Source organism: Lolliginicoccus suaedae (genome assembly GCF_008312885.1).
Lineage (GTDB): Bacteria > Actinomycetota > Actinomycetes > Mycobacteriales > Mycobacteriaceae > Lolliginicoccus > Lolliginicoccus suaedae.
This window is the reverse complement of sequence record NZ_VSSO01000001.1, coordinates 500,160-521,233: the sequence shown is the minus strand read 5'-3', so window position 1 is coordinate 521,233 and position 21,074 is coordinate 500,160. Positions and strand designations below refer to the sequence as shown.

Annotated in this window: 23 protein-coding genes; 8 read left to right on the top strand and 15 right to left on the bottom strand. The window is 68.9% G+C overall.

The window, feature by feature from the left end; all coding sequences use genetic code 11:
• Positions 1-9: 9 nt before the first annotated feature.
• The 9 genes from FXO18_RS02360 to FXO18_RS15820 form a co-directional block, all read right to left on the bottom strand.
• Positions 10-552, bottom strand: coding sequence for a YaeQ family protein (locus tag FXO18_RS02360; RefSeq protein ID WP_149359454.1), 543 nt, complete (start codon positions 550-552; stop codon positions 10-12).
• Positions 553-574: 22 nt separating this feature from the next.
• Positions 575-2,404 (bottom strand): alpha/beta fold hydrolase, encoded by a 1,830-nt coding sequence (locus FXO18_RS02355; RefSeq protein ID WP_149359453.1) that lies wholly within the window; start codon positions 2,402-2,404, stop codon positions 575-577.
• Positions 2,401-3,009 (bottom strand): TetR/AcrR family transcriptional regulator, encoded by a 609-nt coding sequence (locus FXO18_RS02350; protein ID WP_235900398.1) that lies wholly within the window; start codon positions 3,007-3,009, stop codon positions 2,401-2,403. Before FXO18_RS02350 ends, FXO18_RS02355 begins: the two co-directional genes overlap by 4 nt.
• A gap of 95 nt (positions 3,010-3,104) precedes the next feature.
• The gene (locus FXO18_RS02345) at positions 3,105-3,941 is read right to left on the bottom strand and encodes an alpha/beta fold hydrolase (protein WP_149359452.1); all 837 of its coding nucleotides are present in this window, start codon (positions 3,939-3,941) and stop codon (positions 3,105-3,107) included.
• 52 nt (positions 3,942-3,993) lie between these two features.
• Positions 3,994-4,431, bottom strand: coding sequence for a nitroreductase family deazaflavin-dependent oxidoreductase (locus FXO18_RS02340; protein ID WP_149359451.1), 438 nt, complete (start codon positions 4,429-4,431; stop codon positions 3,994-3,996).
• Positions 4,432-4,514: 83 nt separating this feature from the next.
• Positions 4,515-5,078 carry a dihydrofolate reductase family protein gene (locus FXO18_RS02335; RefSeq protein WP_149359450.1) on the bottom strand — a complete coding sequence of 188 codons (564 nt, stop codon included), beginning with the start codon at positions 5,076-5,078 and terminating at the stop codon, positions 4,515-4,517.
• A 111-nt stretch (positions 5,079-5,189) separates the two neighbouring features.
• Complete coding sequence (locus FXO18_RS02330) at positions 5,190-5,597, bottom strand: ArsR/SmtB family transcription factor (protein ID WP_149359449.1); 408 nt, start codon at positions 5,595-5,597, stop codon at positions 5,190-5,192.
• On the bottom strand, positions 5,597-6,247 hold the full coding sequence (locus FXO18_RS02325) for an SRPBCC family protein (RefSeq protein ID WP_235900397.1): 651 nt from the start codon (positions 6,245-6,247) through the stop codon (positions 5,597-5,599). The genes FXO18_RS02330 and FXO18_RS02325 overlap by 1 nt, the downstream gene beginning before the upstream one ends.
• A 115-nt stretch (positions 6,248-6,362) precedes the next feature.
• On the bottom strand, positions 6,363-7,262 hold the full coding sequence (locus FXO18_RS15820) for a hypothetical protein (RefSeq protein WP_187774200.1): 900 nt from the start codon (positions 7,260-7,262) through the stop codon (positions 6,363-6,365).
• 157 nt (positions 7,263-7,419) lie between these two features.
• Here FXO18_RS15820 and FXO18_RS02315 point away from each other — a divergent pair, with 157 nt between their 5' ends.
• Both FXO18_RS02315 and FXO18_RS02310 read left to right on the top strand, forming a co-directional pair.
• A complete protein-coding gene (locus FXO18_RS02315; protein ID WP_149359447.1) occupies positions 7,420-7,935 on the top strand; it encodes a DUF4112 domain-containing protein in 516 nt (171 codons plus the stop codon).
• Positions 7,936-7,937: 2 nt separating this feature from the next.
• Positions 7,938-8,606, top strand: coding sequence for a DUF998 domain-containing protein (locus FXO18_RS02310; protein ID WP_149359446.1), 669 nt, complete (start codon positions 7,938-7,940; stop codon positions 8,604-8,606).
• An 11-nt stretch (positions 8,607-8,617) separates the two neighbouring features.
• Here FXO18_RS02310 and FXO18_RS02305 read toward each other — a convergent pair whose 3' ends face one another.
• A complete protein-coding gene (locus tag FXO18_RS02305) occupies positions 8,618-10,030 on the bottom strand; it encodes a WS/DGAT/MGAT family O-acyltransferase (RefSeq protein ID WP_149359445.1) in 1,413 nt (470 codons plus the stop codon).
• A gap of 9 nt (positions 10,031-10,039) precedes the next feature.
• On the bottom strand, positions 10,040-10,612 hold the full coding sequence (locus tag FXO18_RS02300) for a PadR family transcriptional regulator (RefSeq protein ID WP_149359444.1): 573 nt from the start codon (positions 10,610-10,612) through the stop codon (positions 10,040-10,042).
• An 89-nt stretch (positions 10,613-10,701) separates the two neighbouring features.
• On the opposite strand from FXO18_RS02300, the gene FXO18_RS02295 reads away from it, so the two are divergent.
• Positions 10,702-11,091, top strand: coding sequence for a nuclear transport factor 2 family protein (locus FXO18_RS02295; RefSeq protein WP_149359443.1), 390 nt, complete (start codon positions 10,702-10,704; stop codon positions 11,089-11,091).
• Between the two features lie 49 nt (positions 11,092-11,140).
• The gene (locus FXO18_RS02290) at positions 11,141-12,151 is read left to right on the top strand and encodes an alkane 1-monooxygenase (protein ID WP_235900396.1); all 1,011 of its coding nucleotides are present in this window, start codon (positions 11,141-11,143) and stop codon (positions 12,149-12,151) included.
• Between the two features lie 84 nt (positions 12,152-12,235).
• Here the strand turns inward: FXO18_RS02290 and FXO18_RS02285 are convergent, their stop codons facing one another.
• Both FXO18_RS02285 and FXO18_RS02280 read right to left on the bottom strand, forming a co-directional pair.
• Complete coding sequence (locus FXO18_RS02285; protein WP_149359441.1) at positions 12,236-13,399, bottom strand: fatty acid desaturase family protein; 1,164 nt, start codon at positions 13,397-13,399, stop codon at positions 12,236-12,238.
• Between the two features lie 12 nt (positions 13,400-13,411).
• Positions 13,412-14,503: a ferredoxin reductase gene (locus tag FXO18_RS02280; RefSeq protein ID WP_149359440.1), complete on the bottom strand. Its 1,092-nt coding sequence runs from the start codon at positions 14,501-14,503 to the stop codon at positions 13,412-13,414.
• Positions 14,504-14,588: 85 nt separating this feature from the next.
• Between FXO18_RS02280 and FXO18_RS02275 the strand changes: the two genes are divergently transcribed.
• From FXO18_RS02275 to FXO18_RS02260, 4 genes are all read left to right on the top strand, one after another.
• Entirely contained in the window at positions 14,589-15,827 is a 1,239-nt protein-coding gene (locus FXO18_RS02275; RefSeq protein ID WP_149359439.1) for a PucR family transcriptional regulator, read from the top strand.
• A gap of 143 nt (positions 15,828-15,970) precedes the next feature.
• Entirely contained in the window at positions 15,971-16,420 is a 450-nt protein-coding gene (locus FXO18_RS02270) for an SRPBCC family protein (RefSeq protein ID WP_149359438.1), read from the top strand.
• Positions 16,417-17,262, top strand: a complete 846-nt coding sequence (locus tag FXO18_RS02265) for an alpha/beta fold hydrolase (RefSeq protein ID WP_187774136.1) — start codon at positions 16,417-16,419, stop codon at positions 17,260-17,262. Before FXO18_RS02270 ends, FXO18_RS02265 begins: the two co-directional genes overlap by 4 nt.
• A 78-nt stretch (positions 17,263-17,340) precedes the next feature.
• On the top strand, positions 17,341-17,970 hold the full coding sequence (locus FXO18_RS02260) for a TetR/AcrR family transcriptional regulator (RefSeq protein ID WP_149359436.1): 630 nt from the start codon (positions 17,341-17,343) through the stop codon (positions 17,968-17,970).
• A 4-nt stretch (positions 17,971-17,974) separates the two neighbouring features.
• Here FXO18_RS02260 and FXO18_RS02255 read toward each other — a convergent pair whose 3' ends face one another.
• On the bottom strand, positions 17,975-19,870 hold the full coding sequence (locus FXO18_RS02255) for an acyl-CoA dehydrogenase (protein ID WP_149359435.1): 1,896 nt from the start codon (positions 19,868-19,870) through the stop codon (positions 17,975-17,977).
• A gap of 23 nt (positions 19,871-19,893) precedes the next feature.
• Positions 19,894-20,985: an oxygenase MpaB family protein gene (locus FXO18_RS02250; protein WP_149359434.1), complete on the bottom strand. Its 1,092-nt coding sequence runs from the start codon at positions 20,983-20,985 to the stop codon at positions 19,894-19,896.
• Positions 20,986-21,074: the final 89 nt, after the last annotated feature.

Here is a 21,074-nt window from a genome sequence, read left to right as displayed (position 1 = left end):
CAGCGCTTGTCAGGCCAGCCGATGCTCGATCACCGGGGATTCGAGCACGCTGCCGTTGAGCTCGAGGAATAGCTGCTGCTCGGTGATCGACAACGCCAGGTCGTTGCGACGCTCGACCAGCGCGGCGACCGCGTCGATGAACGATCGGTCGAAGCTATGGAGAGGGATCGTCTCGGCCTGGTGGATGCGCTTGCCCGCCAGCTGGGCCAGCACGCGCGCCGGATCGTGGTGGGTGTAGATGGCTGCAGACCCAGCACGCTTGCTGCCACGGTGGACCCGCTCGGCATCGGGCGCGCCCACCTCCACCCAGTGGACGAGGCGCCCGGTGAGATCGCGGACCAGTACCGCGGGCTCGTCGGCGGAGGAGACGCCACCATCGCTGAAGGTGATGCCTTCCCGGTATTCCAGGCAGTACGCGAGCAGTCGCGTGACCATGAACGCGGCGGTCTCGGAAGGATGCCGCGCGAGCCGCAGCTCGAGCTGCTCGTACAGGCCTCGGTCGACGTCGGCGAGCTGGACGGTGAAGCTATGCATCGTTGTTCCGGAGGCCATGCGAGAGAAGACTACGGTGTTCTCACTCCCTCGGCACCGTGGCATGCGCGACCAGTCCATGTCGGAGCGCATGCGCGACCTGGGCAGGATGGGTGAGCTGCGGGTGATGCCCGGCACCGTCGATCACGGTCACGCGGGCACGGTCGCCGAGCGGGGCCAGCAGTTCCGTCGCCCACGGTGCGAGCGGATCCTGTGAGCCGACGATCACGTGGATGCGCCCGGGGAACCCGACGAGCTGCTCGGTGAGCGATTGGCGCCAGCGCGGGTCTACGGCACGCCGCAGCAACTGGCTGATGCGCCGGGTGGTGCCGGGCCTCCGCAGGTCCGCGACCGTGCCGAGGAGGGCTGCGGCATCCTCGGCACGCCCGGTGATCCGTGTGGCTAGCGTTCTCGCGCTCGCGTGCTTGAGATAGGTGCTGGTGAGCATGGGGAGGCGGGCGATCAAGCCGGGGCGCGGTTGCAGGAAGAACGGTGCGACGAGGGTGAGCTGATCGATGGCGGAGGGGTTGCGGTGCGCGGCCTCCACCGCGACGGCCGAGCCGATGGAATGCCCAACGAGGTGGCGTGCGCCCGTACCGGCGATCAGCGCGTCGATCCACTGGGGCCACGCCTTGAGGTCACCGTTGCTCAAGCCCAGCCCAGGCAGGTCCGCGACGGTCGTTTCCCCGGCTTGCTGAGCGACGGCCGCCCAGCTGTCCGCGTTGACCGGGAGCCCCGGCAGCACGAGCGCGCGGGGCGCGTCCGGGCCGAGCAGGAACGTGCGCGCCCCGGCGTGGGCGGCGAAGCGACGTCGCAGGTCCGGTGCGCGGGCAGGGAGCCCGAACCGGTGCGCCGCGAGATGGTCGGCCCAGCGCGCCAGTGACTCGTTCACCGGTGGCATGGGCAGGTCGTGGCGGCGAGCGAGATCGCGCGCCTCGCTGGTGGGGTAGCGGTCGCTGGAGAGGAACGACAGGGTCTCGGGGTCCGCTTTCGTCAGTGCCTGCGGCAGTCGCTTGACCACGGCGATCGGCAGGCGAGCACGCGGCACGGGCACGTGGTAGTGCTCACCGATGTGGCGCAGCAGTTCCGGCAGCGGTGGCGTGTGGTCATCGAGCACCCAGTAGGCGTGCCCGGCTGCCTCGGGGTCGGTGGCGGCGAGCGCCATGAAGCGGGCGAGGTAGTCCACGGCAACGACCGGGATGAACGTGTCGCTCCCGCCGGGGATGGCCCGCAATGTGCCCTGCCAAAGCTCGCGGAGCATGTCAGCGAGCCCGAGGTACTGGTCGGACTCGCCGGTGGTGCTGGTGCCGATGACCGTGGAGGGGTTGATGACCGTCCAGGGCACACCGAGCCGCTGCGCCTCGGTGCGCAGCGTGTCGTCGGCCTCGAGCTTGGATGCCTCGTAGGCACCGAGCTGGCGGTACATGGCCGAGGCCTGGTCCTCGCTCCAGGGCGTGGGCACGGATTCGTGCGCGGCCACGCGGTATCCGGTGACGTGCACGAGCCGCTCGAGGCGGGGCAGCGTGGCCGCGAGCGCGACGATCTCGCGGACGCTTGCCACGTTGGCCGCGCGCGCCTCCTCGACGCTCATCCCGAACCGGTAGGCGCCGGCGCAGTTGTGGATCTCGGTAACCGCCCCGATCCCGGGATCATCCGCCACGGCGAGGCGCGGGGCGTGGAAATCGACGATGAGCCGATTCGGGGGAGCTGCGGACTCGTGCTCGTCGAGCCAGGCGAGCAGCTTGTCGAAGGACTCGGTGGTGCGGCAGGCGGCGATGACGGTGGCGCCCTCGGCGGCGAGCCTCAGGATCAGGTGTCGTCCGATGAATCCCGTGGCGCCGAGGACGAGAGCGGTCCTGGGTGATGCAGTCATGACTTTTTCTCCTGTGGATGGTGCGCCTCGGAGTCAAGCAGCGGTCCGAGTACGCGGGCGGCCCGGCGGAGGGGGTCGGTGTGGCGGTTGGCGCGGCTGACGATCATGGCGCCCTCGACGGTGCTGACGATCGTGGCGGCGAGGTCGAGCGCGCGCTCGCCGGGCATGCCGCGTGATGCGAGGTAGTCGGCCAGGGGGCCGATCCAGGAGGCGTAGGCGCTCGCGCAGGCCTCGCGCAGGCGCGCGTTGCTCGCTCCCACCTCGAGGGTGACCACGGATACGGGGCAGCCGAGCTGGTAGTCGCTGTCGGCCAGCAGCGAGGCGAGCGTGTCGATCAGGCGTGCGAGCAGCTGGCCGGGTGGCATTCCCTCCTCGACGAGGCCGGTGATCATGTCGTGGAAGCGCTCGCCCGCAACGGCGATGGCCTGCTCCGCGATCTGTTCCTTGCCGCCGGGGAAGTGGAAGTACATCGACCCCTTGGGGGCTCCCGCGTGCTCGAGCATCGTCGTTGTTCCGGTGCCGCAGTAGCCGTGGGACTGGATCAGCTCGAGCATCGACTCGACCATGCGGGCCCGGGTCGCGGTGCCCTTCTCGGATGGTGGCATGGTTTTAGACTAGACCGGTCTACATATTTAGGCAACGGCTCGGCCAGGCTAGGCGGAAAAGTGCGATGCGGCGCCCGAGGATCGGCCCCGGCCCTCTAGCCCACCGACTTCAGGAATTCGAGGAGCGCGGCCTGGAACCGAGGCTCGTCCTCCCGATGAGGCCAGTGCCCGGCTCCCTCGATGACGAGCGCCGACGAGCCCTCCGCCAATCGTGCCGGGGTCGCTTCGATGGCCTGCGCTGGAATGAGGTCCGCAGTGCCGCCGACCACGAGACCCCGCTTGGCGATCGGATGCCGGGCACGGCCGAACCTACCGTTGAACTCGCGGTAGTAGGACAAGGCGCCATCGAGGTTGCCCGGTTCGGCGAAGCACTTCTTCACGTCAGCGAGCGTGCGATCCCGGGATTCGCCGGTCCAGCCCGGAGCCCAGCGACGGTATTCGTCGCTGATGTACTTGAAGTCCTTGCGCTGCACCCAACGCTGGGCCAGGGGCAGGCGCAGCTCGGCGAAATGCCGGGCCCCCCAGGCGAGTCCGAGGCTCGGCTTCACCAGGCTCGGGTGCGGAATGGCGACGGTCACGATCGCACGCACGCGGTCCGGGGTGTATGCCGCGGCGCCATAGGCGAGCGCCGCGCCAAAGTCATGGCCGATGACGATCGCATCGTCCTCGCCCAGGGCATCGAGCAATCGAGCTGTGTCCAGGGACAGCGTGGTCATGCGATAGTCACGCCCGCGCTGCACGGTCTCCGGGTGATAGCCGCGCAGCCACGGAGTGATCGTGCGATACCCCTCGCGAGCGAGGAACTCGGCCGTCGATGCCCAGCCATAGGGGGTGTCGGGGTACCCATGCCACAGGATGACCAGGGGGCCGGAGCCACGGTCATCGAAGACGAAAGCCTGCCCGTCGGACGTGGTGGCCTGCGACCATTTCATGGCACGATTCTAGAGCTCGCGCGCCGCGCCCGACCGAGCATTGCCGTGGCCGCTAGGCGAAGGTGATCCGCACCGTGACCGGATCGGACTCCAGTGCCCGGAACGTCAGCGCGATCAACCGCGAGAGCAGGGGATTGGTGCTGAATCCACGGCTGCGCGCCACCACATCGTCGTCGGGGCGGAACTCGGCGATGCCGTCGCGCCATTGCCCGTCGACGCGCAGGCGCACCTTCGGGTGGGCCACGATGTTGTGCGCCCATCCGGAGGTGTATCCGTGCTGGGAGATCAGCCAGGCGCCCGCCCCATCCACGGCAATGCCGACAGGCACCACGCGCGGCTGGCCCGACTTGCGGCCCACGGTCTCGAGCTCGGCCATCAGCGAGGTCCGCACGCCGATCCGGTCGAGCGCGCGCACCGCCGGGTTGGCGAGGTAGCGGCCGATCAGCCGCTCGCGCCGGAACTTGCCGATGCGCGGATTGCGTCGGTCCATACTGGTCTCCTCATGCCACGGCGGGCGGACGTCGCCCGTGTATGCACTCTGGCATACACGGGCGACGGAGGCTAGGGCGCGATTCAGCGCACAACGTCGAGAACCTGCTTCTGGATGCCGTTGGAGTACACCTCATGCTCGATGAGCCGAAGCTTGGTGGTGTCCTTGTCCGTCGCGCTGAACAGGCGCTTGCCCGCGCCGAGGAGCAGCGGGAACACCAGCAGGTGGTACCGGTCCACGAGGCCGGCGTCGGCCAGCGCCTGGCCCAGCTTTGCGCTGCCATGCACCGCGATGGGCCCTCCTTCGGTCTCCTTGAGCGCTGCGACCTCATCGACCGACCGCAGGACCGTGGCCGGCCAGCGCGGATCATCGCCACCGAGCGTGGTGGAGACGACATAGCGCGGCATAGCGTTGTACCCGGCGAACTCCTCCATCGTCGGCCACACCGGAGCGAAGAGCTCGTATGACTTGCGGCCGAGCAGCAGGGCAGTGGTCTCGGCCTGCTCGCGGCCCTTGATCTCGTAGGCCGCCTCGTCGAACTCCACGTCCGTGAACGTCCAGCCGCCGTTGCGGTAGTCCTCCCCGCCACCGGGGGCCTCCATGACGCCGTCGAGGGAAACGAACGCGGTGATGATCAGTGTGCGCATGATGGATGCTCCTTGCGTGCGGTGGGCGAGGACTGTCCTCTGGCCATAGGTCGAACGGGCCGGTCGTGGATCGACACCTGCTCGACGATCTTCGAACGCCGCGAGGAGCTGCTAGGCGGTCCCGGCCTGGCGCCCCGGCTGGCCCTCGGCCGGTGCTGCCGCGGAGCCACGGAGCTCCCGCTTGCCGCGGGCGACCTCGGTGGCGAGCGCGTCGAGCGGCTGGGCGAACGGCGCGAGCGGGTCGGCGAGCGCGGCAAGCCAGTCGCGGGCCACGGCGATCCCTGCCGGATCGAGGGCGTAGACGCGGCGGTTGCCCTCAGCCCGCGAGCTCACCAGCCGAGCCTCCCGCAGCACCTTGAGGTGCTGGGACACCGCGGGCTGGGAGATCGGCGCATGACCGCGCACCTTGGCCACGAGGCCTCCGACGGATCGCTCGCCGTCCGCGAGGGTAGCGAGGATGATCCGCCGCACGGGATCGCCGAGCGCCTCGAACACGCCTCCGTGGTCGGTGCTTGCCATCAGCCCGGGGTCTCGTCCTCGGGCATGGTGGTGTAGAAGGCGAGCGTGCGCTCCGCGGCCGCCTCGGCACTGGCTGGATCATCACCGTCGGTGATCGCCGCGCGGGCCCAGTCGTTCGCGGAGGCTCGCACGAACTCGATGCCCTCGGGAGAAGTTGAGAAGGCGTTTTCCAAGTCAGGGTCGATCGCCTCCCCGCTGGTGAGATGCAGCCCGAGCCCCATCAGGGCGAGGTCCCAGCCGACGCCTACGGCTCCCGGACCGTACTGCGCCCAGAACTCGGGGTCGACCGGCGCCTCGTGCTCGAGCACGAGCTCGGTCCCCGCGCCGGAGGGGGAGAGCCGCACGCGCAGCCACGAGACCTGCGGGCCCATCTCCCAGGTGACAGCGAACGACTCCGGGGGCGCGCACTGCTCGATGGTGCCGCCCGCGTTGCCCTCGAGCTGGTAGCGGCCACCGATGGCGAGCTCGCCAGTGAGCGGCAGGAACCAGCGGGGGAGGCGCTCGGCATTGGTCAGGGCGTCCCACAGGTCGGCCTGGTCGGTCGGATAGGTGCGCCGGGCGATGGCGATGCGAGTGGGGGAGGCGCCGCGCGTGCCGGTGCGCACCTCGCGCGCGACGAGCCCTGCGGTGGCGACGGGGTCGGGGATCATGTTCACCATCTCCTTCTATACGTTTCTACTTATATTAGTCTAGGGCTATAGAATGCGCCAGAGCTTGCCGCGGCGCACACGAGAGCGCCCCGATGCCCAGCCTGGTAGCTCGCAGCTAGCTCGGTAGCCCGAGGGAGCCGAAGTCGAGGCAGATCAGCCCGCTGCAACCCGGGTCAGGATCGGCGTAGGTGATGATGACCGCCGCGGGAAGCTCGGTCACAGTGGGGGATCCAGTGGACGAGCCACCCCCGCCACCGCCACCACCGCCGCCAGCGACACCGCCTCCGCCAGCACCACCGCCGGCGAGGCCTCCGCCACCCCCGCCACCTGTGCTCGGGCTTTCGACGCTGTTGCCGCCCGTACCGTTTGCCGAGCCCGGTCCACCAGTCTGCGCGGCGGTGTCGCCGGTTCCCCCCGCGCCGGGCGTCGTGCCGATCGCGGCCTGCCCGCCTTCCCCAGCGCTGCGGCCAGCGCCACGCGCTCCGTCTGCCCCCGCCGCGCCTCCGGCGGCGATGGAGTCGCTGCCCGCTCCGCCCCCACCGCCAGCAACGATGAGCCGGTCGACGCCGCGGGCCACCGAGGATGCCCCGCCGCCACCACGGCCGGAGAAGAACTCCCCGGTAGCTGCATCGCCCCCGCCACCGACGCCACCGGTGCGGCCACTGCCGTCACCGGCGACGAACACATCGAGAACCTCCCCACCAGCCACCGCCACGCCATCGGCACTGGTCATGGCACCGAGGCCGCCCGCCCCACCCTGGTCGTTGGACGCGCCGCGCCCGCCGATGGCGGTGATGTCCACGGTGGCGACGCCATCAGGGACCGTGAATATGTCTGGACCGACGGTCGAGAAGGTGACGATGCAGGTGCCCGCTGTGCACACTGGCGCCGGAGCGGCGACTGCGACGCTGGGCGCGAGAGCGGCGATCGTTCCCGCTCCGAGGACGGCGAGGCCCAGCAGGCCGATGCTGCGGCGGTTGCGATCTCCTGGATGTCGGTCTGCATCGGTGGCCATCGGTATCTCCTGGTGAAGGGCATGAGGGTGTCTGGGGTTCATGCTTGCACGCGCGGCAGGCCAGCAACGGTGGTTCCGGTCACTCCCCGGCGCCACTAGGGCACTGGAGCCCCGCCTCCACAGCGCTGGACCGTCGACCCCATGGGACAATCGGCGCATGGCCCCAGAAAAAGCGTCGACAGAAGCGGTGTCGACGGATCACCTGTCGACCGAGCTCACTGAACAGCGGCGCGCCCAGATCCGCAAATTCTCCAAGCTGATGGATTCGCGGTTCCGCATTCCGGGCACCAAGCAGACCTTCGGCATCGATCCGATCCTGGGACTGCTCCCCGGCGGCGGGGATGCCGCCAGCCTGATCATCAGCGCGGGCATCGTCATCCAGGCCGCACGGTTCGGCGCACGTGGCTCCACATTGGTCCTGATGCTGCTCAACCTGGCCCTCGACGCGATCACGGGCACGGTACCGATCCTCGGCACCGTCTTCGACATCTTCTACAAGGCGAACAATCGCAACGTCGCGCTGCTCGAGCGGCACGTTGTCGATCCCACTCTCACCCGGGCGCAGATCCGGCGTCGTGTGATCCTGTCCATCGCGGTCATCGTGGTGTTCACGATCATGCTGCTGCTCGCGATCGTGGCGATCACCGCCTGGTTGATCGCCTGGATCTTCTAGGCGTGCGCGCCGCTGTCGTGCTCGCGGCCGCGGCCGCCTGGTACCTGGGGTGCGAGGCGGCCGCGGCGCTAGCGTTCCCGGGATACAGCTACTCGTACAACTACATCAGTGACCTGGGCATACCGGGAACTGGGACCTCCGGCGGACGAGTCATCGACTCGCCGCTCGCCTGGGTGATGAACGCAGGCTTCATCGGCCACGGGGTGCTGCTCGTCCTCGGCGCGCTGCTACTGGCACGCGCAGCGCGAGCGTCCTCGTGGCGCGTGCCTTTCCTGCTGCTCGCGCTGGTGCATGGCACGGGAATCGTCCTCGTGGGCGTGTTTCCCGCGCAGCTCGACACGAGCGGCAGCGCGATGATGGGCTGGCATGTCATCGGCGCGATCATGGCGATCGTCGGCGGCAACCTCGCGGTGATTGCCTCGGGCGCGGGCCCACTGCGGGGGCTCGTCCCCGGCCCGGTACGCAGGATCAGCATCGGGCTCGGGTTCCTCGGCCTCGCGTGCCTAGCAATGCTGGTCGCAAGCCAGCAGGCGGGCGGCGGGATCATCCTCGACGAGGGCGCGTGGGAGCGCGGCGCGGTGTACACCGTGCAGGCATGGGAACTGCTCGTCGCCGCAACGATCGCGGTGACCGCGATCCTGCACCGGACGGGCGGCTTGCACCGCCGCTAGGGGTCGACGCGCTAGGCGTTGACGAAGATCTCCTCGAGCTCGTCGACGGCCTCACCGCAGGCGAGCGCGAGCCGCTGCAACCGCGGAAGCGTGTCGCGGCAACCGACGAAACCGAAGTTCAACGTGTCGCCGTAGCTCTCGCAGGTGATGTTCAGCGGGCCGCCATGCATGAGGAACGACACCGGATACACCGAGGCGAGCCGGTTGCCACGGAAGTACAGCGGCTGCTTCGGCCCGGGCACGTTCGAGATGACGACATTGAAGCTCGGCGGGACGACCTTGCTCAGGCCGAACTGCGCGAGACCCGTCTGGATCAGCAGGGGCGAGCCGACGTAAGTGGTGTAGGCGATGATGGCGGCACGGGTCATGTTCTCCATCTGCTGCTTCGCCGCGCTGGTCGAGGCAACGACGGCCCTGAGCCGATCCGCGGCACTCGCCTCATTGGTGCCGAGCGAGGCAAGCATGCCCCCGACCATGTTTCCGCCGCCTGGATCATCCTTGGGGCGGATATTGACGGGAACGAAGGCGATCAAGGGCTTCTCGGGGAGCGCGTCGAGGCCCTGCAAGTAGGCTCGCAACCCTCCGCCGCACACCGCGAGCACCACATCATTGAGCGTGCAGCCGGCCGCGGAAGCGATCCGGCGCAGCCGAGCGATATCGTACTGCTGGGTGGCGAAGCGGCGATCGCGACCGATGCGGCCATTGAGGATGCCACGGGGCGCTTGCAGCACGGTGACGATGTGATCGTCCTTGCGGAACCTGGACCTCGAGAGCCTGCCAAGGCCCTTGCCGATATCGCGCACCGACATCATGTGGCCGCCCACGGCACTGATGAACGATCCCTGGTCGGCGGGGGCGCTCGCGACCTCCTTCTTGCTGGAGGACTTGGGGCGCGGCCGGGGAGGTGGGATCTGGAAGAAGAACGGCTCCTCCGGCGCATCCGGCGACTTGGAGAACGAGCGCATCAGCATCTTCACCGCGGTGTAGCCATCCACGAGGGAGTGGTGAACCTTGGTGTAGAGGATGAGGTTGCCTGATTCGTGCCCCTCGATGATGTAGCACTCCCACGGCGGGCGGCGGAAGTCGAGCGGGCGGCTGTGCAGCCGCGAGACGAGGACACCGAGCTCGCGCTCGCCGCCAGGGCTGGGCAGCGCGGAGCGACGCACGTGGTACATCGCATCGAAATCGGTGTCCACGACCCAGCGGTGAGCGGGGTTCTTGAGGAACCGCGGTGTAGCCAGCTTGCGGTTCCACGGTGGTTGCACCGCGGTGATCTCCTGCAGCTCGTCGCGGATCTGCCTGCTCATGTCGCCAGCGGTGCCGTTGGTGATCTCGATCTCTATCAGCCCCCCGACGTGCATCATCGAATCAGGAGATTCCATGTAGAGGAACATCGAGTCGAGGGGGGAGAGCCACTTCGCCATTGCACCAACTTACCCTCTCGGGCGGGAGTTCTCGGCCCGAAGGCGCAGCACTCGCGCGGACTGCTCGCACCAGCGCAGCGTCTCCTCCTCGAACGCCTTGCCCCGAAGCCCCGTCAGGTACGGGCCGACGCGGGGCGCGCGCGCGAGGAAGTCGTCCTCGTCGTCGGTGCCCCGCAGCTGCCGCAGCAGCTTGTCGAACAGCGCGATCTTGGCACGGGCCTGCCCTGCGCGCTCCTCGAGCTGCCCGATGAGCGCGAAGGTCCCGTCGGCCTCGCAGGCGCGGACCTTGACGAGCAGGTCATCGCGGATGAAAGAGGGTCGCGAGGGCTGGGCGATGAACCTGGCCAGCTCCTCGGTGCCCGCTGCGGCGAGGGTGAACAGGCGCTTGTTGGGGCGGCCTTGCTGGATCACCACGCGGCCGGTGATCAGGCCTTCCTTCTCGAGCTTGGCGAGCTCGGCGTAGAGCTGCTGGGGGAGCGCGTGCCAGTAGTTCGACACCGAGACATCGAAGGTCTTGGAGAGCTGGTAGCCCGACATCTCCCCGTCGAGAAGTGCTGCGAGGACAGCGTGCCGCAACGCCACGTGGCTGCTCCGTTCCCTGGCTGGTCGTTGACATAGTCAGATTGATGACTATGTTCTGAGTGTCCCACATCACAATAAGGAGCCCACTCGTGCACCCTTTCCGCGCTGCGGTCGAGGCCAATGACTTCTCGACTCTGCCGAGCATCTTCGCTGAGGACGTCGTCTTCCGCAGCCCCATCGCCCACAGGCCGTACGAGGGCCGCGAGATGGTGGCGCTCATCCTCGGAGCGGTGACGCAGGTCTTCGAGGACTTCGAGTACGAGAAGGAGATCTCCGACGGCGACGACCACGCGCTGGTCTTCCGCGCCCGCGTCGGCGACCTCGAGCTGCAGGGCTGCGACTTCCTCCACGCCAACGCCGACGGGCTCATCGACGAGTTCACCGTGATGCTGCGCCCGCTCAAGGCCACCACTGCCTTCGCCGAGAAGATGGGCGCCATGTTCGCCGCCGCCATGCAGCAGCAGGAGGCAGGCCAGTGAGCGACGTCGATCTCGCGCAGCGCACGTGGCACGACCCCAAGCGGTACTTGTGGCTCATCAGTGGCACGATCTCGCGTTCGGGGCCGACGGCGAGAACCCGCCGGAGAGCCTGACCGAGGAGCTCGAGGCTGACCGCTACTACCGGGCAGTGCTGTACCTGTTCCTGCCTGCCCAGTACATCGCCCTGTTCATCGGCGCCGCGATCGCCACCCGGATGGATGTCTCCTGGATCGGCTACGTGGGCATCGCCTGGTCGGTCGGGGTGGTTGGTGGGCTTGCCATCAACACCGCGCACGAGCTCGGCCACAAGAAGCTCTCGCTCGAGCGGTGGCTGTCGAAGATCGCCCTCGCCCCCACCTTGTATGGGCACTTCTTCGTCGAGCACAATCGCGGCCACCATGTGCGCGTGGCCACGCCCGAGGATCACGCGAGCTCGCGGTTCGGCGAGGGCTACTGGACCTTCTGGCTGCGCAGCGTGCGCGGCGCGGCCCGCTCGGCGTGGCGGCTGGAGAAGGACCGCTTCGCGCGGCTTGGGAAGTCGCACTGGTCGCTGCGCAATGATGTGCTCAACGCCTGGCTGATGAGCGCCGTGCTCGTGGGCGTGCTCGTCGTCGCGTTCGGACCGATGGTGCTGCCGTACTTCCTGATCCAGGCCGTCATCGGGTTCAGCATCCTCGAGTCCGCCAACTACACCGAGCACTACGGGCTGCTGCGGCAGAAGACTGCCAGCGGGCGCTATGAGCGGGTGACGCCGCGACATTCCTGGAACTGCAACAGCTTCGCCAGCAACCTGTTCATGTTCCACCTGCAGCGCCATAGCGATCATCACGCGAACCCCACGCGCCGCTACCAGGCACTACGCGACTTCAAGGAGGCCCCGCAGCTTCCTTCGGGGTATGCCACGATGTTCATCCTCGCGCTCGTGCCGCCGGTATGGCGGGCAGTTATGGACAAGCGCGTGCTCGCCCACTACGACGGCGACATCACCCGCGTGAACATCCATCCGCCGAAGCGGGAAAAGATCCTCGCGCGCTACGCCGGGGCAAGCCCAGCAAGGTAGCGGCCTAGCACCCGTGCGGTGCGACACGCAGAGAGGGCGGGCCAGGCCGTTGCCTGGCCCGCCCTCGCGTGCTCGGGAGAAAAGCTACGCGGCAGCCTTCGCCGGGGTGCGGGACCCGAACTGGGCGCTGATGACCTTCGCCGGAGCCGACTTGACCTTGCTGCCGAAGTCGTTGGGCAGCGACAGCCGGATGACCTTCTTCCACGCGGAGGCGACCTGCTTGGGCAGCGGGCCGCTCACGTAGTTCAGCTTGTAGCGGTCGAACACCTCGCGCACCTGCGGGGCGATCTCCTGGTAGCGGTTGGACGGCAGGTCCGGGAAAAGGTGGTGCTCGATCTGGAAGGACAGGTTGCCGGTCATGAAGTGCGTGATCTTGCCGCCGGAGATGTTGGCCGAGCCGAGCATCTGGCGCAGGTACCACTCGCCGCGGGTCTCGCCGTCGATCGAGGCCTTCTCGTAGGTCTCCACGCCTTCGGGGAAGTGCCCGCACATGATGACCGAGTGGGTCCACCAGTTGCGCATCAGGTTCGCGACGACGTTCGCGGCGAAGGTGGTGGGGGCGGAGGGCCCGGAGAGCAGCGGGTGCACCAGGTAGTCCTTGGTGGCCTGCTTGCGGATCTTGGCGAGAACGCTCTTCTTCTTGCGGTCGAACTCCTCCTTGGGGATCCGCCCCTTCATGTACTTGCCGATCTCGAGGTCATAGGCGGCGATGCCGTACTCGAAGACGCACGCGTTGATGAAGTTCCACAACGGCTGCGCGAGGTAGAAGGGCATCCACTTCTGATCCTCGTCCACGCGCATGATGCCGTAGCCGAGGTCGTTGTCCTTGCCGATGACGTTGGTGTAGGTGTGGTGCAGCTCGTTGTGGGAGTGCTTCCACATGTCCGACGGCGAGGCGTTGTCCCACTCCCAGGTGGTGGAGTGGATCTTCGGGTCGCGCATCCAGTCCCACTGGCCGTGCATCACGTTGTGCGCGATCTCCATGTTCTCGATGATCTTCGCGATGCCGAGGCCCGCGGTTCCGATCAGCCATGCCGGCGGGAACAGCGAGACGAGCAGCACGCCGCGGCTGCCGAGCTCGAGGTAGCGCTGCAGCTTGATCACCGAGCGGATGTACTCGGCATCGCGCTCGCCACGGGTATCGAGGACCTGCTGGCGGATCGCATCGAGCTCGATGCCGATGTTCTCGATGTCCGCAGCGGTGAGGTGGGCGATCGCGTTGTTGGGCTTCTTCTGGATGACGGTCATATCAGGTAGTCCTTAAACGTCGAGGGTGCAGGGGCCCGCCGCGGCGGACACGCAGGTCTGGATGAGGACGCCGTCGCCCTCGGAAGCAGTGGTGATCTCGCCGTTGCGCAGGTCGCGGACAATGCCGTTGCGCAGGGGGACGACGCAGCCGAAGCACACGCCCATCCGGCAGCCCGACGGCATGAGCACGCCCGCGGACTCGCCGGCATCGAGCAGGGAATCGGAGCCGCCTGCCTCGACCGTGGTCCCGGCCCGGTCGTAGGTGACGGTGCCGCCATCCCCGACGACGATGGGGGCGATGCGGAATCGCTCGGTGTGCAGCTTGTCAGCGATGCCACGATCCGCCCAGTGCTGCTCGATCCCATCGAGGAGCCCCGCCGGGCCGCACGCCCACGCCTCGCGGTCAGCAAGGTCAGGAACGAGCGCGTTGAGCTCGTCGATGCCGAGGCGCCCGCTGGTGGCGGTGTGCCGCTCGATGAGCGTGATGCGGCCCTGCCGGTGCAGGGCGCGCAGTTCCGGGCCGAAGATGGCGTCGTCGGCGGTGGGGGCGGAATGCACCACGACCACGTCGTCGAGGCGGTCCACCGCGTTGCGCAGCATGCCCATCACTGGGGTGATGCCGCTGCCCGCGGTGACGAACAGCGCCTTCGCGGGAAGCTCGGCGCCGAGGGTGAAGTCACCGGCGGCGTGGTCGAGGTGGACGATCGTGCCCTCGGTAGCGCGGTGCACGAGGTGGTTGCTCACGGTGCCGCCCTCGATCGCCTTGACGGTGATGGAGATGCACCCGTCCGCGCTGCCAACCTCAGAGGTCAGCGAGTAGGTGCGCCACTGGCGCACGCCGTCGACGTCGATGCCGATGCGGGCGTACTGGCCAGGAGCGTGGGGCCGCCAGTCGCGGCCCGGCTTGATGACAACAGTCGCGGCCTCAGCGGTCTCGCGGTGGATGGCGGTGATCCGTCCGCGCAGCGCCGACCCGGACCGCAGCGGCGCGACCAGATCGAGGTAGTCCGAGGGCAGCAACGGAGTGGTTGCCCGCTCGGCCAGCCTGATCAGCCGGTCACGCAGGGTGCCGGGTGCGAGTGATTTCGGAGCCCGTGTTGTCATGCCTCTACTCTCGCGCACCGCCGGTATAAACTCTTGTCCATGAGACGTGAACTCGATCTACCTTTTTATGCGCTGAGTACAAACAATGCCCCGCAGCAGTGAGGGACGCGACCCCGGACGCGTAACCGGGCTCGACCTCGACCCCCGCATCGTCGAGGCGCTGCAAGCCAGCCTGCCCCGCTACGCCGAGCTGACCGTCAGCGCCGTCACCATCGAGGTCCCGTCCTACACCCGTGCCTTCCGCGGACGCATGGGCCGCAACATCGAGAACGCCGTCCGCATGGCCCTCGGCGCGCTCGTCCAGATCGCCGCCCGCCCCGCCGACTCCGACCAGAGCTCGCCCCTGCCCGCGGCCCTCGACGCCGCCTACGAGCTCGGCCGGGGAGAAGCCCGCAACGGACGCTCCATGGACGCCCTCCTCGCCGCCTACCGCGTCGGGGCGCGCGCCTCCTGGCGGGCCATCGCCAACACCGCGGTGGAGGGCGGACTGCCCGCCGCCACCGTCGCCCGCTTCGCCGAGCTCGCCTTCGCCTTCATCGACGAGCTCTCCGCCGCCAGCAGCGCCGGCCACGCCGACGAGCGCGCTACTACAGGCCGCGTCCGGGAGCACTACCTCGACCAGCTCGGCCGGCACCTGCTAGCCGGAAAGCCCGAGGAACTGCTGCGATCCAGCGCCGACCGCGCCCACTGGCAACCTCCCGCCACCCTCACCGCCGTGCTGCTGCCCCTCGCGCAATCCCGCGGCCTTGCCTCCCGCTTCACCCAGTCCGCACTCCAGCTGACCGACGACCTGCCGGGCATCGAGGCCCCCGATGCCTTCGCCGTGCTGCTCGTCCCCGACATGGACGGCCGCAAGCGCACCGACCTGCTCGCCCTGCTCCACGACCGGCCCGCCATCATCGGGCCCGCCCACCCCTGGACGAACGTCGCTGCCTCCTACCAGCGTGCCCTGCGCACCCTCGAGCTGCTCCCCACCACCCGGACCGGCCCGACCGACACCGACGATCACCTCGTCGAGCTGATCCTCGCCGCCGACCCCGACGCCACCGCCGACCTGCGCCGCCGCGCCCTCGCCCCGCTCGACGACCTGCGGGGTACCACCGCCGACCGGCTCGGCGAGACCCTGCGCGCCTGGCTGCTGCGCCAGGGGCAGCGCGACATCGTCGCCGCCGACCTGTTCGTCCACCCCCAGACCGTGCGCTACCGCATGAACCAGCTCCGCGAGATCTACGGCGACGCCCTCGCCGACCCGCGGGTCGTGCTCGAGCTCATCATGGCGCTCTCGGCTCCTGGTGGGGGCGCTGGTGGGGCCGGCGCGGGGTAGATCGCGCGGTTTCGGCCCGTCTCGGTGAGGAGTGGAAACTTTTCCCGGCTGGAGCGGGAAAAGTTTCCACTGGCGGCGCTAGCGGCACCACCCCGCCGCAACCGAACCGTGCCCCGCGGACCGCGAGCTGATTGAATCGATCCATGACCGATGACACGCACGTGGTGCAGGCAAGCCGGATCATCAACGCGCCCGCGGCCCGGATCTTCGAGCTGATCGCCGATCCCGCGCAGCAGCCGAGCTGGGACGGCAACGACAATCTCGCGGAGGCCCCGGCGGGGCAGCGAGTGCGGTCAGTGGGCGAGGTGTTCACCATGACCACCAAGAAGGGCAATACGCGGGAGAACCACGTCGTGGAGTTCACCGAGGGCCGCCTGATCGCCTGGACCCCGGCGGATGTGGGCAAGCCGCCGTTCGGCCACTTGTGGCGGTGGGAGGTGGAGCCGCTGGGGCACAACGAGTCGCGCGTCACCCATACCTATGACTGGTCGCGGCTGACCGATGAATCGCGTTTCCCGCGTGCCCGTGCGACCGGGAGCGCGAACCTCGCGGCGTCGATCGATCGGCTCGCCGGGATCGCCGAGACTCAGTGACCGCACCCGAATGGTTCCAGCGCGCCCTCGATGCTCCGGTGGAAACCGGCACGCTACCTGTCGACGGCGTCGACATCGCGTACCGGGCTTGGGGCCGGGCGGGGGATCCCTTGGTGGTGCTGGTGCATGGCGCGGCGGCGAACGCGCACTGGTGGGACCACATCGGGCCATCGCTCGCGCAGGGCCGCCGGGTCGTGGCGGTGAGCTTGTCCGGCCACGGCGATAGCGGCCACCGCGCGCGCTACAGCTACGCGATGTGGGCGCGGGAGGTCGGGGCGCTGCTCGATGGCTGCGACCGGCCGATCGTCGTGGCGCACAGCATGGGCGGCCGGGTCGCGTACCACCTAGAGCGCACGCGCCCTGGCCTCGGTGGGATCGCGTTCCTCGATACCGGGTTCGCGGGGATGCCCGGTGCCGCCGCGCGCGCGGCCTTCGCGGACCTTGCCGCGCGTCCGGGCCGGGTCTACCGGACCCGTGAGGAGGCGGTGGCTGCGTTCCGCCCCTTCGGCACGTCCACGCCGATCGCGGACCATCTGCAGCGCCACATCGGTGGGCACTCCGTGCAGGCGGTGCCGGAGGGATGGTCGTGGAAGTTCGATCCGGCGATCTTCGCGGCCCTGACGATGCCGCACGCGGTCGAGGGGCCGGTGCGCGCCCCGGCGGCGTTGCTGCGCGCGGGCCGGGACTCGGTGGTGACCGACGAGATCCTCGAGGCGACGCGGCGGGTGCTGCCGCCCGATGCCCCGTTCGCAACTATCAACGGCGCGGGCCATCACGTGATGCTCGATGCGCCCCTGGACCTCGTGGCGTGGCTGCGCGAGCAGCTCGAGGCGTGGGCCTGACGCGGAAGCCGCCGACGCCGCTAGCCAGGCCAGCACCTAGGATCGGTGGGGCAATGTCGGTCCGACCGAGGAGCTGCTGTGCCTGCTGCATCGAGCCAGCGTCCCCGCGCCGCTCACCTTGGCCCGGATCGGCGGCGCCCGCAGATCCTGGACGCGGCACTGGGCATCGCGGTCTCCGAGGGCGTGAGCGCGGTGACGATCCGGGCGGTCGCGGACCGGCTCGATGTGACGCGGCCGGTGGTGTACTCGTGCTTCTCTGATCGGGTGGAGCTGATCGATGCGCTGCTCGACCGCGAGTCGCAGGTGCTGCTCGGCTCGACGATGGAGGCGCTAGAGGCATCCGCGCGAGCCGCTCACAATCCCGAGGATGCATTCGTCCGCGGCTACCAGGCATTGCTGCGGGCGGGCGCGGCGCATGCGGATTCGTGGCGGTTGACGTTCTCCCACGCTCGGGAGCCGGAGGTGGCGGATCGCTTCGTTGCGGCGCGCGCCGAGGTGGCCGCAGCGGCCCGCGCCCAGCTCGCCCCGATGCTGCGAGCGCGGGCCACCCCAGATCTGGAGCGCAAGCTACCGGTTCTCGTCGAGCTGTTCATCTCCTCGTGCGAGGCGGCAATGCGGTCCCTGCTTGATGAGCCCGCCACATGGTCGCCTGATGAGCTCGGTGAGCTGTATGGGCATGCGATGTGGCGGGCCTTCAGCAAGGTCTGATGCGCTAGGGGTTCATCTCGTAGGCCCCGGCGAGCGAGCGGGCCCGCGCGACGACACGGTCGAGCCGGTCCGGGTCGCCCACGGGCTGGCGCAGCAGGTCGAGGGCGCGCTTGCGCTGCGCCGGGGTGGCGGTCGGCTTGCAGTGCAGGGTGGTGGCATGCCGGGACATGTCGGTGACGAGGATCTCGAACAGCTGATCGAGCACGTCCACGCTGGTTCCCTCGTGGCTGGCCTGCTCGAGGATCAGCTGGGCGTAGGGCAGCAGGGTGAACATCTCCCCGATGCAGAAGAGGAAGTCCACGTCCTTCTGCTGCTCGGCGGTGGGTGCAGCGGCCGCGAGCAGGGATTGCAGCGAGTCGGCCTGCTCGAGGAAAACCGCCACGTTGGGGATGGTGGCATGCGCGCGCAGCACTGGCCGCCAGTCGGCGAACCGCACCTTGCCCAGCCCCCGGCTCGGCCCCTGGTTGAACAGGAAGACGTCGTCGGTGGCGTCGCGCCGCACGGGCACCTCGGGCAGGGCAGTGGCTTGTCCGGGCAGGGCCGCGGCAGTGATGCTGCTGATGCCGCGGGCGCCCTTGGCGAGGGCGGTCATCGCGGAACGCGGGGCACGCCCGACCGGGAGCTTGCTCAGCGCGGCGTGGCCGGCATCGGTGGGCCGGAACATGTAGTTCGGCAGGAACTTCAGCGATAGCGCCATGTTGACGTGGACGGTGCCCTCGAGCCGGGGCAGGCCCGTCACCCCGAGCAGCGCCATGGTGAAGTACATGTCACTCTCGAAGGCGCGCGCGGCGATGGTGTCCGACAGCAGCGTGATGATCTTCTCGCCCTCGCGGGTGACGTTCATCTTCTCGATGGCGTTGAACAGCAGGTAGCGCCGGTCCCCGGGGGAAGCGGAGCGCATGTAGTCGATAGCGCGCTCGCTGTAGAGCTTCATCCCGACGAGCCGGGCGTAGGCCTCAGCGGTCATGCGGCGGATCTGGGGGAACTCGGTGACGCGCTGTCCGAAGAGGATCCGGTTCTCGGCGTGGGTCAGGGCCTCGTACATGGCGTGCTCGCAGGCACCGATCGCGCCGAAGCCGAGGTTGAACTTGCCGATGTTGACGGTGTTGATCGCGGCGTGGAACGCGGACTTGCCCTCGTGGAGTACGTCCTCGGCCCGCACGGGGTAGTCCTCGAGGTCGAACGCTGCGACATACATCTGCGCGTCGACGACGTTCTTGCGCAGCTTGTAGGCCTTGTGCTGGCTGTCGGCGGCGAAGAACAAGTAGCCCTCGAAGTCCTCCTCGGGCCGGTACCGCTCGATGTCGGAGCTGTCGATGATGGGCTTGTCGGAGCGGCGGCCGAATACCGACACCATGCCCGCGAGGTTGCCGTTGCCGATGTAGTACTTGCTCCCCGTCGCGCGGTAGCCACCGTCCGTCCCGGGCTCGAGCACCATGCCGGTGGAGTAGACGTCCGCGCCGTGGTCCTGCTCGGAGAGGCCGAACGCGAAGATCTCGCCGGACTCGAGCATCTCGGCCGCCCGGCGCCGCGCGGCGGTGTTGCTCGATTGCCAGATCGGCCCGAGGCCGAGGATCGTCACCTGCCACACGTACCAGTACTGCATGCCGTAGAAGCCGAGGATCTGGCTGTACATCGCGTTGCGGGCAGTGTCCCACCGCTTGTCGGGGTCGCCGTCGGCCTCGGTGGCGGGGGTGAGGAACGTGGCGAAGATGCGCTCGCGCTTGACGAGGTCGAGGAAGTCCGAGTACCAGGCGCGATCACGGTCCTGCTGCTTGAGCCAGGCCTTTCCCTTCGATTCGAAGAAGTCGATCGTGACGTCGAAGATCCGGCGGGTGGTGGCGTCGAACGCGGTGAAATCTGGCTCGCGCGGGTTCAGGGGCGCGGTGGAGGGGGTCATGGCTTCCTTTCGTAGGGGATGGGTCAGGCGAGGTTGCCGAGGTGGGCCTCGGACTCGACGAGGCCCTCGTCGCTGGGTGGCTTGCCCTCGCCGAGCACGCGCTGCCACTGCCTGGCGCGCAGCTCGCGGTGCGCTTCGGCGGGGCGGGGGTAGCCGTAGCGGGCGCGGGCCTGCGCGGGGGTAAGGACCTCGGGGGAGAGCGGGGCGATGCCAAGGATCTGGGGCGCCGCGATGGGGTGGAGGGAGGGCGCGAGCGCGGAGGCGATCGCGAGCTTGAGCCGCGGGCTCGCCTCGACGAGCGCGAAGCCGGCCTTGAGCACGGGGCGCACCGCGAGATCCACGGCGGCGGGCTGATCGAAACCGCTGAGCCGGCGCATCCAGCGCGGCAGCGTGGCGATGGTGCCGGCCCGCAGGAGCGCGGAGAGCATGTGCGCGAGGGGCCGCAGCGGCAGCGGCAGCTCGGGCATGGCGACCTTGGCGGTGAGCAGATGGTCCATCATGCGCTGCGCGGCCTCGCTGACGGCGAGGTGGGGACGCATGCGCTCGAAGTAGGCACGCGCCTCCTCGCGCGACCGTGGCACGTCCGCGGGGTCGCAGGTCTGCATCTCGGCGGCGATGGCGCACTCGGCCCAGTACTGGCGGTCCTCCTCGTCGGTGAGGGGGCCGCCGCCATAGGCCTCGTGCATCGTGAGCACGGAGTGCCAGCCGGTGACGAGGATCCACAGCTGGGAGCGAGGGTCGTTGGCGTCGTAGGCGTTGCCGCTGAGCGGCTCGGTGCCGATCGCGCGGGCATGGACCTTGACGAGCACGTCGGCGGCCTTGAGGACGGTCTCGCTGTCCGCGAGGGCGACGGTGGCGAAGTAGCGGACGGTGCGGTCGTACCGCGTGCGGGGGCGGGCGTAGTTGGCGCCCGTCGCATCGACGGCGGCGACCAGGGCGGGGTCGAGCTCCTCGACGACGACGGCGCGCTGCAGGCCCAGGATGGGGGTGGTCGAGTGGCCCCAGACCTTCCAGGTGACGGATCCGGGGCCGAAGAAGCCGTAATCGGCCAGCGGCTCCACCGTGCGCCGGGGCTCGTTGCGGTGGTGAGCTCGAGCAATCCCCTGTCTTGCCATGAGCTGCTCCTTTGCAGTGGTCTGGTGGCGCGAGGCAGCGTCGCTACGCGACCGAAGCAATATTCTACACCTGTGAATAATTAGGTGTC

Coding starts and splice junctions, on each gene's coding strand:
- FXO18_RS02360 (WP_149359454.1), bottom strand. CDS start 552: ATGGCCTCCGGAACAACGATGCATAGCTTCACCGTCCAGCTCGCCGAC.
- FXO18_RS02355 (WP_149359453.1), bottom strand. CDS start 2,404: ATGACTGCATCACCCAGGACCGCTCTCGTCCTCGGCGCCACGGGATTC.
- FXO18_RS02350 (WP_235900398.1), bottom strand. CDS start 3,009: ATGCCACCATCCGAGAAGGGCACCGCGACCCGGGCCCGCATGGTCGAG.
- FXO18_RS02345 (WP_149359452.1), bottom strand. CDS start 3,941: ATGAAATGGTCGCAGGCCACCACGTCCGACGGGCAGGCTTTCGTCTTC.
- FXO18_RS02340 (WP_149359451.1), bottom strand. CDS start 4,431: ATGGACCGACGCAATCCGCGCATCGGCAAGTTCCGGCGCGAGCGGCTG.
- FXO18_RS02335 (WP_149359450.1), bottom strand. CDS start 5,078: ATGCGCACACTGATCATCACCGCGTTCGTTTCCCTCGACGGCGTCATG.
- FXO18_RS02330 (WP_149359449.1), bottom strand. CDS start 5,597: ATGGCAAGCACCGACCACGGAGGCGTGTTCGAGGCGCTCGGCGATCCC.
- FXO18_RS02325 (WP_235900397.1), bottom strand. CDS start 6,247: ATGATCCCCGACCCCGTCGCCACCGCAGGGCTCGTCGCGCGCGAGGTG.
- FXO18_RS15820 (WP_187774200.1), bottom strand. CDS start 7,262: ATGGCCACCGATGCAGACCGACATCCAGGAGATCGCAACCGCCGCAGC.
- FXO18_RS02315 (WP_149359447.1), top strand. CDS start 7,420: ATGGCCCCAGAAAAAGCGTCGACAGAAGCGGTGTCGACGGATCACCTG.
- FXO18_RS02305 (WP_149359445.1), bottom strand. CDS start 10,030: ATGGCGAAGTGGCTCTCCCCCCTCGACTCGATGTTCCTCTACATGGAA.
- FXO18_RS02285 (WP_149359441.1), bottom strand. CDS start 13,399: ATGACCGTCATCCAGAAGAAGCCCAACAACGCGATCGCCCACCTCACC.
- FXO18_RS02280 (WP_149359440.1), bottom strand. CDS start 14,503: ATGACAACACGGGCTCCGAAATCACTCGCACCCGGCACCCTGCGTGAC.
- FXO18_RS02275 (WP_149359439.1), top strand. CDS start 14,589: ATGCCCCGCAGCAGTGAGGGACGCGACCCCGGACGCGTAACCGGGCTC.
- FXO18_RS02270 (WP_149359438.1), top strand. CDS start 15,971: ATGACCGATGACACGCACGTGGTGCAGGCAAGCCGGATCATCAACGCG.
- FXO18_RS02255 (WP_149359435.1), bottom strand. CDS start 19,870: ATGACCCCCTCCACCGCGCCCCTGAACCCGCGCGAGCCAGATTTCACC.
- FXO18_RS02250 (WP_149359434.1), bottom strand. CDS start 20,985: ATGGCAAGACAGGGGATTGCTCGAGCTCACCACCGCAACGAGCCCCGG.